This window comes from Pseudoalteromonas sp. APC 3495, from assembly GCF_030407645.1.
GTDB classification, from domain to species: Bacteria; Pseudomonadota; Gammaproteobacteria; order Enterobacterales; family Alteromonadaceae; genus Pseudoalteromonas; species Pseudoalteromonas tetraodonis.
The window spans coordinates 15745-27029 of the sequence record NZ_JASDDA010000051.1 but is presented as its reverse complement, the minus strand read 5'-3'; the positions used below and the strand labels follow the sequence as shown (position 1 = coordinate 27029).

At 36.2% G+C, this 11285-nt stretch carries 14 protein-coding genes; 5 read left to right on the top strand and 9 right to left on the bottom strand.

The window, feature by feature from the left end:
* On the top strand, positions 1 to 277 hold a 277-nt coding region (locus tag QL984_RS15985), incomplete at its 5' end, for an integrase core domain-containing protein (protein ID WP_290172946.1).
* Positions 278 to 563: 286 nt separating this feature from the next.
* Here QL984_RS15985 and QL984_RS15980 read toward each other — a convergent pair.
* The gene (locus tag QL984_RS15980; protein WP_024601360.1) at positions 564 to 1094 is read right to left on the bottom strand and encodes a hypothetical protein; all 531 of its coding nucleotides are present in this window, start codon (positions 1092 to 1094) and stop codon (positions 564 to 566) included.
* A gap of 323 nt (positions 1095 to 1417) precedes the next feature.
* On the opposite strand from QL984_RS15980, the gene QL984_RS15975 reads away from it, so the two are divergent.
* Together QL984_RS15975 and QL984_RS15970 are read left to right on the top strand one after the other, a co-directional pair.
* Complete coding sequence (locus QL984_RS15975) at positions 1418 to 2614, top strand: hypothetical protein (RefSeq protein ID WP_024601359.1); 1197 nt, start codon at positions 1418 to 1420, stop codon at positions 2612 to 2614.
* A 222-nt stretch (positions 2615 to 2836) separates the two neighbouring features.
* A complete protein-coding gene (locus QL984_RS15970; RefSeq protein WP_024601651.1) occupies positions 2837 to 3493 on the top strand; it encodes an inovirus Gp2 family protein in 657 nt (218 codons plus the stop codon).
* Positions 3494 to 3683: 190 nt separating this feature from the next.
* On the opposite strand, the gene QL984_RS15965 is transcribed toward QL984_RS15970, so the two are convergent.
* Genes QL984_RS15965 through radC form a run of 4 tightly spaced genes read right to left on the bottom strand, consistent with a single transcriptional unit; the run spans position 3684 to position 5431 of the window.
* Positions 3684 to 3923 (bottom strand): hypothetical protein, encoded by a 240-nt coding sequence (locus tag QL984_RS15965; RefSeq protein ID WP_024601650.1) that lies wholly within the window; start codon positions 3921 to 3923, stop codon positions 3684 to 3686.
* Between the two features lie 31 nt (positions 3924 to 3954).
* The gene (locus tag QL984_RS15960) at positions 3955 to 4515 is read right to left on the bottom strand and encodes a tyrosine-type recombinase/integrase (RefSeq protein WP_024601649.1); all 561 of its coding nucleotides are present in this window, start codon (positions 4513 to 4515) and stop codon (positions 3955 to 3957) included.
* A gap of 10 nt (positions 4516 to 4525) precedes the next feature.
* The gene (locus QL984_RS15955) at positions 4526 to 4945 is read right to left on the bottom strand and encodes a DUF2787 family protein (RefSeq protein ID WP_024601648.1); all 420 of its coding nucleotides are present in this window, start codon (positions 4943 to 4945) and stop codon (positions 4526 to 4528) included.
* A 12-nt stretch (positions 4946 to 4957) separates the two neighbouring features.
* Complete coding sequence (gene radC, locus QL984_RS15950) at positions 4958 to 5431, bottom strand: DNA repair protein RadC (RefSeq protein WP_024601647.1); 474 nt, start codon at positions 5429 to 5431, stop codon at positions 4958 to 4960.
* 125 nt (positions 5432 to 5556) lie between these two features.
* Between radC and QL984_RS15945 the strand changes: the two genes are divergently transcribed.
* Both QL984_RS15945 and QL984_RS15940 read left to right on the top strand, forming a co-directional pair.
* A complete protein-coding gene (locus QL984_RS15945; RefSeq protein WP_024601646.1) occupies positions 5557 to 5742 on the top strand; it encodes an AlpA family transcriptional regulator in 186 nt (61 codons plus the stop codon).
* A gap of 339 nt (positions 5743 to 6081) precedes the next feature.
* On the top strand, positions 6082 to 6240 hold the full coding sequence (locus QL984_RS15940; RefSeq protein WP_158000847.1) for a hypothetical protein: 159 nt from the start codon (positions 6082 to 6084) through the stop codon (positions 6238 to 6240).
* Between the two features lie 60 nt (positions 6241 to 6300).
* On the opposite strand, the gene QL984_RS15935 is transcribed toward QL984_RS15940, so the two are convergent.
* From QL984_RS15935 to QL984_RS15920, 4 genes are all read right to left on the bottom strand, one after another.
* Positions 6301 to 8556, bottom strand: coding sequence for a dynamin family protein (locus tag QL984_RS15935; RefSeq protein ID WP_138764281.1), 2256 nt, complete (start codon positions 8554 to 8556; stop codon positions 6301 to 6303).
* 105 nt (positions 8557 to 8661) lie between these two features.
* Complete coding sequence (locus tag QL984_RS15930; RefSeq protein ID WP_024603152.1) at positions 8662 to 9483, bottom strand: biotin/lipoyl-containing protein; 822 nt, start codon at positions 9481 to 9483, stop codon at positions 8662 to 8664.
* Positions 9416 to 9847 carry a hypothetical protein gene (locus tag QL984_RS15925; protein WP_024603151.1) on the bottom strand — a complete coding sequence of 144 codons (432 nt, stop codon included), beginning with the start codon at positions 9845 to 9847 and terminating at the stop codon, positions 9416 to 9418. The genes QL984_RS15930 and QL984_RS15925 overlap by 68 nt, the downstream gene beginning before the upstream one ends.
* A gap of 138 nt (positions 9848 to 9985) precedes the next feature.
* Positions 9986 to 11188, bottom strand: a complete 1203-nt coding sequence (locus QL984_RS15920; protein WP_024603150.1) for a TerB family tellurite resistance protein — start codon at positions 11186 to 11188, stop codon at positions 9986 to 9988.
* Positions 11189 to 11285: the final 97 nt, after the last annotated feature.

Here is an 11285-nt window from a genome sequence, read left to right as displayed (position 1 = left end):
TCGTCAACGTTTATGGCGCTATAAAATTACACAAAGTATGAGCAGGCGCGGAAATTGTTGGGATAATGCACCAATGGAGCGATTTTTTAGAAGCTTTAAAACGGAGTGGATGCCAAAGGTTGGATACGAAAACTTTAAAGATGCTAAATATAGTGTGAGTGATTATATCAACGGATATTACAACAACGTTAGACCACATCATTATAACGCAAGTTTAGCACCAAATGAATCTGAGGTTAGATACCAAGATTCTAAAACTGTGGCCAAAATTAGTTGACCACTACAAGCCGAGCATGTATACGCTAAAACATCGGCATAAAAATAATCGAGTCGCGCAAGCGATAGGCTAACTGGCTAAACTTTATTACAGGCACAAAAAAAGACGCCATAAGGCGTCCTAATATAGAATAATGGTGGGAGAGAGGGATTCTTAAAAACATAATAACACACTGATTAGCAATATAAATACCGGTAAAAGTAAACACAAGGAATACCAATAGGCATACTAAAAGTTATTTATTTTTAAAAATAACCAAGGCGACCTAAAGAAAGCTCAGCTTGCCCTACTCCTCCCAAGCATCTAATAATCTAGTAATCTTACCATCAATAGTTGATAAGTTTTCTCTTATAGCTTTTAAGTCAAGGCTATCATCAAAAGTTCTCTGTTTGTGTTTGTAAGGTTCTTGTACTTTTGTATCTTCAGAAATCAGCTTAGGGTTTTTTCTAGCGTAATTAATTAGCTTTTCAATATATTTAGATTGAGATATTTCATCCGCTGCACTTAACGTCTTTAGTTTATCACGCGCTGATTTAGACACCTCGAGCTGAAGTTTACAGACTTTATTAGAGATATTCTTTAAGCCCCTTTCATAGCTTTTCCATGCTTTATAGAGCTTATCAAGACTAACTTTTTGACTATCTTCATTATCACTTATACGTTTTATTTCATCTCTAATAAAGCTATCTAATGTGGCATCTGGAGATTTAAAATAACTACTGTAACTGTCATAGCGGCATGCTAGCCAGTTACGCAAATCTTCATTATCTTCATTGATCCACGTCAAAATTTTCTTGCTAGCAATCCGATCTGTCATTAGTTCTTCCTTGTGTTTTACCGTTTGCGGATGTTATCGAAAACAATAATCCAATACCAATTTGTAAGCAACCGCTTTGCGGTCAGAATCTACCTCACCAGATATCTTTTAGATACTAATCAACATCTAAATGAAACCCTCAACTACCCACTCAGTTAGAGTCTTAATTAGATTTTTAAAATAAACAAAAATCTATATGGGAGTCTAATTGAGATTGAATATCGCATCTTTTTTAAAATTACAAAATAACACCCTGTTATTGTGTTAATTAAAGTGTAGTTACTCTACTATAGAGTAACAAGACACAGCATGGAAACAATCTAATGAGTGAGTTTTTCAACTTAACCACAGGTCTATCAGCATATTCAAAATGGGTTTTAATTCGTTTAATTGCGAAGAAAACTATTGGAGACGAACTATCTAAATCTGAGCTGATAGAATTAGGATGCCCACACAATAAATTCAAAAAAGTAATAGAAGAACTGCAAGAAATTAATGCAATTTCAAAACTCGAAGCTGAACACTTTAAGCCTGGACGACCAACACTTTCATATACTTTTATCTACAACAGCCATGACAAGATTGATCGATTAAAATTTACTGAAATGCTGGCAAAGGTAGAGGGACTAGAACTAAGAGTACCTATAAAGTTGGTATGGTGTTTCTTTGTATTAAACCAAGATGAGTTTGGATATGTTGAAAACTTTTCAGTGTCAGTTATTGCTAAAGCATGCAAGTTAAAAAATGTAGAAGTAAAAACAGCAATTATAAAACTTGTCGAATCAAAAAAAATTCAACAATTAGCAACTGGATGTACCTTCAAGGAAAATGAGCCATTTACTTGTGAAAAAAATCGACTTATTACAAAGAGGCCATCTGCATATACCTTATCGATACCGAATAATAATAGTCCAATAGAACATATATCAACTGCATTAGTCTTTAACTTATTAAGTTCAAAAAAGATTAAAAAAGATGAGTATGTAGGTCAATTTTTTAATTCGTTGCCAACCAATATTAATAGGCGATACAGAGCGCTTTTTGATATTCACCTAAATAATCTTTTTTCAGGGGATTCATTTGAGTTAGTTAAATCATATTTAGCCGATCAACCCAAGAATTCAATTGATAACTTTCGGAACACCTTGAATCTGCTTACTGTAAAGTGCATAAAAAAAATCCTAAGTTATAAAAACCCAAAACAGCACTTATCTACCCTTGATGTTAGCAATTCATTATTTGGAACAACCAATATTTTTCAAATAGACTCAAAATTATATCATCTAAGTAATTTTATCACTTCATTTATAAATATTTATGTACATAGCTTATTGTTTATTTCATATGCTTACTTTGAAGCATCAGATTCCCTTCGAGTTAAAACCTACAGAGAATACATATATGATATTGATAATGTGAAAGCTGATGTTTTTGTCTTAAAAAGGTACATTTTTTTGTGCCTGAATAAGAACAATCTTACTTCTGAGGTTAGAGTAGCATTTAGTTCAAGAATAAATTAACCACATATAACTTCAGAGTAACTCTAAATACGCTAAACAACTTATCAGTAATGCATTTCTGTATTTAACCACCACAAACTTTACTGGTTTTATTAGTGTAAATTTCGGTTTGGTAATATTTATTAGCGTTACTAGTAACGAATCTATTATCACGCCAAATACAAATTAAAAAACTACAACTCATACACCTGATATGAACCAATACTTATCAGGACAAAGAAAATGAATAATCCAACACAATACCCAGTAACTACCAACCCTACCTACAAGCAATATCAAACACTAGCCAGAATCAATCAGCCTTTAGTTACTAACTATCTAGATGCTATTGAGAAAGTCATGCTTGCTGCATGTGCTGAACATAAAAGAACGTTTGCTGTGAGAATTGATTTAAGGCTACCTGCTTATTCAAATACGATTAATCTAAATAGCAACAAAGTGTGTACTCGATTTGTTGCCTCTCTTGTGGCGCAAATTAAAGCCGATACAAAACTTAAAGCCCGTGAGGGTAAAACGCCACATCCATGCAATATTAGGAATATTTGGGCTAGGGAGCAGAACAATGCTCACCACCAGCATTATCATTGTGTGCTGTTTTTCAATAAGGACCGGTACCACTGTACGGGTAAAATAAATGCAGAAAGTGATAACTTGTTTACTCGAATAGTTAAAGCATGGGCAAGCGCGCTAAGCTTACCGTTAGATGAAACGATGCGATTAGTTCATTTACCTGAAAATGCACACCACTACCTTGACGCTAATAATCCTAATTTTACTCAAGACTTCCACGCTCTTTATTATCGACTAAGCTACTTTGCTAAACTTAATACGAAACAATATGGCTTAGGGCACCGTTGTTTTGGTTATAGTCAAAGATGATATTCTAATTAAGACCTGTGCTTCTCATAATTCGTTTTAACGAGGTTTTGAGACCTTCAACTAGCTAAATAAGCTTAAACCCTTAGTATACAAGGGATGGCAAGTTCCCAAAATAGCATTACGAGAAGCGCTATTTACACTACAAAAGCAAAAAAAGAACGCACTGCAAAAATGCGTTCTTTGTTTACTTCTAATCAAATAAGCTCGCTACTCCAGCTAACAAGCCACTAGCAACAGCTAAAGGCACTGTAACCGGTGCTGAGGCAACGCCCAGCCCAACCACAACTACTCCAGACACAGTAGCGCCAGCTACAGCACCAGAGCTTACAGCAATAGCTGTTCTACTAAGTGACGGCTCTGAACTGCCAGTTATTTGTTTGGAAACTTCATTTCCTACTACACCGCATGTAACGGCTTTTTCTAGCGACATAACAAACTTACTCCTATCATATGTAATTAACTTATAGCTCTAACTCTTCAAAGTCTTTATCAATTTCCTCCTGGGTTATGCCGATGTAAAGCAGTGTTGTTGCTTCGGAGCTATGGCGAAGCATTTTCATTACACGGGCGATATCTTGGGTTTTATGATAGAGGTGGTAACCTCGGGTTTTACGCATTGAGTGAGTGCCTAACTTTAAATTAAGCTCTTCACCCACTAACGCAAATGCTCTTGTTACAGCCCTTCGTGATAAAGGCCGTGGTGGTGAACCTTTAGCTTGTTGATTGCGATATGATTGAAATAAGTACACATGGTTGGGGTGAGTGATACGTACTTCGTGGATAAATGCTAATGCTTTTTGATTTAACTTAATCTCTGCAAGCTTGCCTGTTTTACTTTCAAATATAAGTAACCTGTCGTTTTGAATATCCGTAAATTTAACAGACAATAAATCAGATATGCGCAATGCTAAGTTCAGACCTATATTCCAAATATGGCTCATCTGTTTAGAACACCGCTTTTCAAGCAAATAACTAATTAACTTTACTGTATCAAGGTCCTTGATCGCCTGTACTTCAGCCATAGCCAACTCCTTATTCTGTTGAAATAGTGACCTGGTAGCAGCCTGTGTTGTAATACTCAACAAAGTTAGTCACAAATAAAGTTAAAAGCTCCTTGCCTTCTCGTTCACTTAACCAGCCCACCAGCATGTGATACACGCGTTTAATCACAAAGCAAACATCAATCTCCTTTACTAATTCATAGTCCGATTGGCCCCGGTATGAAAAATCAGTAATGTATACAAGCTCCCAACCAATACCGCGTTTTTCTAGCCTAACCTCGACTGGGTGAAAGCCCCCAGCTGCTGCGCTATAATCTTTATCACGAAAATTAATAGTTCGCTCACTCGCATTCCCTATCGATTCACTTTGTTTAGTGATGGCATTTACAATCACATCAAACATTGACTCTGGCACGTTTAGCCCTGGTACTTGCTCTATTTTAATCGCCATACCCTACTTCCTTTAAATTAAGCCATGCTCAGCAAATGAATAACTGGTTTCACCAATAATGATGTGATCGACTATCGAAACATCAATTAGGTTAAGCGCCTGCTGTAATTTACTGGTAATAAGTTTATCGGCCTGTGATGGCGTGCTGACGCCTGAAGGATGATTGTGCGCAAGTATTACAGATGCTGCATTTAGCGCTAATACTTCTTTAACTACCTCTCGTGGGTATACGCTTGCGGCGTTAATAGTCCCCCTAAATAACTCTTTAAATTCAAGTATGCGGTTTTGGCTATCCAAGAACAGGACGGCAAAAACCTCATGCTCAATTAACGCCAGCTTATGCCTTAAATATTCTTCACTGTCTTTCGGACATGTTAAAGCCCCATCCCTAAATTGCTTTTGAGCGATTATGTAAGCTGCTGCTTCAAGTATTTGTTCATCACTTACTGGGTGATCAAATTCGTATAGTGACTTGTTATTTTGCATTATTATGCCCTCTTAATAGTTTATGCAAAATAGTGATGTATATGTTTAACGTTTTTGTTTCGACTCAGTAAAAAATTACTCCCCCCGGAAAGGATATGTACTACTAACCTAACCGGAGAAACCCCATGCGTTTAATCAAATTAAAAGAAGTTTTACATATCACAGGCTTAAGTCGTTCTACTATTTATCGCTTTATGAGTGCTGGTGGATTTCCAATGAAGGTCGAGCTAGGCGGTAACTCTGTAGCCTGGGTAGAAAGTGAAGTTGAAGAGTGGATAAGTGAAAAAATAGGAAAAAGAGATATATCTTGACTACCAAATGTAGATTTTATCACCATTAAGCAGTAAATTAGCCTTATTAAAAGGATTCACAAGGCTGAAAACATGATTCATAGGCAATTAAAAGAAAAACAAATATATTTATAACTTCTTGTGGAATGAATTTCCTAACAGCATACGTGTTTTTTTAGACAATAAATTTGTTTTTCAGCCTTTTTGGTCGTTCCATAATGGACACATCACTGAGCAAGAATTTAAGCATAAATTGAATGAAGCCAAAAATAAATTGCCAAATAGGGTTTAGCAAACAACGAAACAGCCAAGCTCACCTCCATCGTATTACAGCGTTTATATACATTACGTAATCAACTAATGCATGGTGGTGCAACATGGAACAGCAGCGCAAATAGAGAGCAACTAAAAGATGCCGTGCAATTTTTATCGCAATTAGTGCCATTTATTATTGATCTTATGATGGATAACTCAAACGAGCTTTGGGAAGATGCGTACTACCCGCTTATTGATGGGTAAAGGTGCTTGAGGCATTATTTATGTTTTTTAAAACACGATAATGCCTAAACCGCAGTAAACTTATAAATTAGTGCTTAAAGTAGCTAAATCAGTATTCACTTTTTGTAATACGTCATCGTACCCTTTTAATACCTCTTCTTTGTGAGTTAAATCCTGCTTGAGCTGCTCTACACTTGCTACTAGATCTTTCGTTAAACTCGGAACAAAATTGCTTTGTTCTTCAGCTAACTTTGCTACTATTTGATTTATGCACTGTTTTAGCTCAACACTAATATCTTGCAATAATAATGCGACAACGCGGGCCTGTTCAGTTCGTAACTGAGCTATGTCATCGCCTTCAACTTGCTCAGCACTAAATTGTTGCCGAATAGTATTAATATGCGCATCAAGATCTAAATTAACCGCAGGGATCGTAATACGTTCAACGGCATTGTTTAATGGCATTAAAACCATCTCGGGGTCAAAGTCATCATCTGAAAAATCAAACATATCCTTAATAGATGCTTTTATATCCTGTTTAAACAACCCTAATTGAATTGCGTTTTCACTTACGTCATAAATCGCTTTGCTGGTATCAACCACAAATGACTCAAGCTTACTCACTGCTTCATGAACACTTGCATAGGTGTAACTAACTGTGCGGTAGTGAGTTGATGTAACTGTACGAGTTGATCCCCATGATAATGGGTTGTACCACGATGAATCACTCACTTCTCGGGATGTTGTATAGCTTTCTTCCCGCGAGCCTGATTGCGACTGAACTTGTTTTACCTGTATCGCATCTTGATTTATGTCAGTTAATAATCGCGTTAATGTTTTTTCAGCTTGAATACTGTATTTTTCAAAAACACTATTAACTTTAACAGTGCCAGCCTCTACGCGTTTAACAACTGCTTGCTGTTTTTTCGCTAAGCTTTCAACGTCGCCTTCAAGTAAGTTTTTACGCTTATAAGTTACGTCATCGGTAATTTGAACTAGTTTTTGTTTAACCTCACGCTTTGAGCCTATTAACAGGTTATTAAAACGATCGGCCAATATTTGCTCTTTTTTTGCTTTAACAGTATCTAACTTACTTGTTACTTTTTTAAAGTTGGCCACTGCTGCAAACGTATTGGCATTAAACGTAAAGTCATCAAACATGCTATTAAGAAGGTTCATCGTATGTAGCTCTTCTTCATTTAATGATTGTTCTGGCTTAATAGCTAAATCGTAGCAGCGTGAAGAAATAAATATAGGCGGTAAAGCATTTTGTAAAGTGCTCATTAAATGGCTTTGGTTATTATCATCTTCAGCACTGTGATGTGCTGAAAACTCATTACATACCTTGTCGACATTACTCTTGGCCTGATTATTAAGTTTTGTAGTAATGGCTGGTAACGCCTCTTGAATAGATGGGTACTTATGGTACTCATCCAATAAGGCCCCATCAAACAGTGAACCAATTAGTACAATATCTTCAATACCTTTATTGGGAATATTTTGCGCCAGCAAGCTCATATCTGATTGGTCTAAAAATTGGCCGCTATTGCTGAGTACAAAAACAACGTCACATTGACCTATAAACTCTTGTGTACGTCTACCACGGGAGATTATTGGGTCGTTCATTCCCGGTGTATCAACCACCTCAATATCGCGTAAAGAGTCAATATTTAAATGCAGCTCAGTGCTTTTTACTATTGGTGTAAATTCGCCGCTGGCTCCTACATAGTTGTTTAGTTTATCAACTAATTCATCATTATTATTTACTTGATCAAGCGATATGGTTGTATCTAAATACTGCGCAACGTTTAGCCCTGAACTTTTAACCATATTTAAAAGCTCAATACTGGCTTTTTCTTCATCAGATATAACAGGCTTAGCGGGTGAAGGAATAAAAACGCCCTGCTTTTGCGATATTGCCTTATTGGCTTGATATTCAAGAAATGCGTTTTCGTAACTTGCTTGTTTAGTGAATGCTTTATCCGCTAAGTTTTTAACTTTACCCCACTCATTTTTGCTATAAAACTCAACCAGTGCTTTTGGCCGCTGTGCATAGCAAATTTTAGTTAGCGCAGCCGTCATAGGTGTTGCAGCCTTTGGGAGCACGTCTTGCCCATTAAATAACAAACTATTTAAAAACGAAGACTTACCCCGTTTTATTTGGCCGATTATACCAATACGCAGCAACCTATTTTCGTTTTGTGTATGTAGTGCATCGTTTTTAAAATTACTAGCTAATGCTTGTAACTCAGCCAGTAAATTTGCATCTAGTGAGCTGCCTAATAACTCATAACCTTTACTTATTTTTAATAGGCTTGATGACTGTTCTTCAATCATTTTTAATTCCTTTTACTGATAAGATCAAACGTTAATTTATAGTTTTAACTACTTTATTCACTTATATAGCACTGCAATATGGCAACCATTACACTGGTATAGCTTTTAACTCGTCAACTCTAACAAATCGATAAATGTATCCAAAAGTTTCCCCGCAGCTAAAGGCTCTTGCGAATGACTAAATTCATACAGATAAAATGCATTAGCCTCTTGATCGAAAGCAAAGAAAGTATCATCTAGCTTAAATAGCATCTGTTCTTTCTCATAGTTATTTACTTTTTTTAAGATAAAAACCCCACTGTCTTGGTTAATATTATCACCAACTTTTACAAGGGCACTTTCAACAGTGCCACATTTAGTGCTAGTAACTTCTATTGATACCTTGCCTAATTCTACAGTGCAAACAGGGTCGTTTTCTTTAATTTTATCGCCTGAGTTTATTAACATCTCAGTGACTTTACCGCTTTCCCCATTTAAATTAGGACAAGTAACAATTTCTGCCGGTTCAAAATTTAAAAGAGCTTTAAGATAAACATTATTATTATTTACCCTAATAGTTCCCCGATCCAGCTGTAATTGTAGCCAAGGGAGTGCTAGCTCATGAGATATTGATGATTCAGTTACTGCTTGATCAAAGTAATACCATCTAGTTCTCTCACAGCTAGTATCACCTATGGCTCTTGACTTTATTACTTCCAATAACCTAGATTTTTGAATACTTCGAGTCTCTGCTATTAGCTCTTCAAACTCAATTTTGTGATATACAAGCAAATGCTTAAAGTGATCAGGGTTTAATAAATGGGAGCTAAAATATAATGCACTTTCTTGCCAGTTCCGGTTTTTAATATGGCAAAATAAGTCAAATATATCTTGTTGAGTGCCTTTTAATATTTCTAGCTGGTGTGCTATTGCGTTCACTAAAGGCATTTCTTTTTCCGTGTACTTGGTTATCACGTCGGGTCATCATTAGCGCATCAAATAAAAATAATTGTGCTAATGGTTTACGCCTATAGTATGCAACAAATGCTTGAATGATTGCTTTGTCTGGCGCTTTAGCAAAATCAACCACATCATCTAAAACAGAGTTATCGAGTGAGAATGAGTTTATTAAAATTTGTAAATACTCAACCTCGGTGTCATGAATGTCATTATCTGCATTCATCACTAAGGCTAAACCTTGCAAATACAATAACTGCCCTTCAATCCCTTGCTGTGCAATTGGGTGGTTTTCAAAAGCACTAGGCTCTTTTGTCGCTTCCATAAAAGTGGCAAGCATGTCTAAATTTGTCATTGCAGCTTTTCGATTCAGGTAATTTCGTTTATTTGAGGTAAATGAGTCTTTACCTCACAGGAGATAAGTATTTTATCTTTATAGCAAAATTATATTCGCTTAATAAAAGATGACATAACTCTTTAATTACGAAGTAAATTACTGAACTTTTAATCCATTTAGGAATATTTCTTCCCAGTTGCAAGGCACTAATGTACACCTTTGAAATCTTGTTTTACCAACATCATAGTCATACCCAACATAATTACCTGATACTACCCACTCATCGCTAGTTATAAGCCTGCGACTCTCGCCTTGCCCACTTGAAACTTGAAATATCCATAAATCGTCATTTACAAGGCAAACGTTAATCATCATGTCGTCGATACTAACATCATGACTTATTGCTGTTACGGAATTACCTGAAACAGACATGCGCACGATTTCTTTCCCGTACAATGTCTCTATAGCTTCTGCCATCTCTATTTGATCACCGAGGTTTTCGATCAACAATGTTGTTATATTATTATTACTTATTTCTGTATTACCCTCACTGTACAAAGCTAATGTCTCTTTACTCCAAGTAAGGCCAATGTCGCTAAGCTTAATTTTTTTCTCTTCATCATTATGTAAAGTTAGAATATCATTTACTACGATGGCATTACCTCTATCAAGTTCTGCCTGCAATAAAGGCATTACCACTTCTTGATCTAATATTGGTTTTATATTTTCACCAACTTTAGCAGAAGGGATTTTTCCACTCATTACTTGCAGCAACCGCTTCGTTCTGATCTCAGCGGTTTCTTCCATTAACGCATCAAATTCAATTTCATGATAGGCAAGTAGGTGTTTAAAGTGATCTGGGTTTAGTAAATGGGAGCTGAAATATAATGCGCTTTCTTGCCAGTTACGGTTTTTAATATGGCAGAATAAATCGAATATGTCTTGTTGGGTGCCTTTTAGTATTTCGAGCTGGTCGGCTATTTTGTCTACAACGGCTTTTTCTTTGTCTTCTACTTTGCCATCGCGGCGGGTCATCATTAGGGCGTCGAACAAAAACAATTGCGCAACGGGCCGACGGCGAAAAGTACGGAAAAACGCTTGTACTGTGTCTTTATCTGGGGCTTTTGCAAACGTTACCATGTCGTCTAGTATTGACTCATCAAGGCTCATTGATTTTATAAGTATACGAATATATTCTTTTTCGGTGTCGTCAATGTGGCCGTCAGCATTCATAACAAGTGCTAAGCCATTTAAGTATAATAGCTGCTCTTCCATGGTGAAATCAGCCGCTGGGTGGCCTTCAAATGCATCGGCTTCTTTTGTTGCATCGTTTATAACGTCTAAAATATCAAAATCCATCTTACTTCCTTTTTTTATAAGTAATTGTGTGTTGCTAATTTAAGTTTAATTAACACGCTTTTGTTGTTAAGCCTTTGATCTGTTTATATCTAAGCCA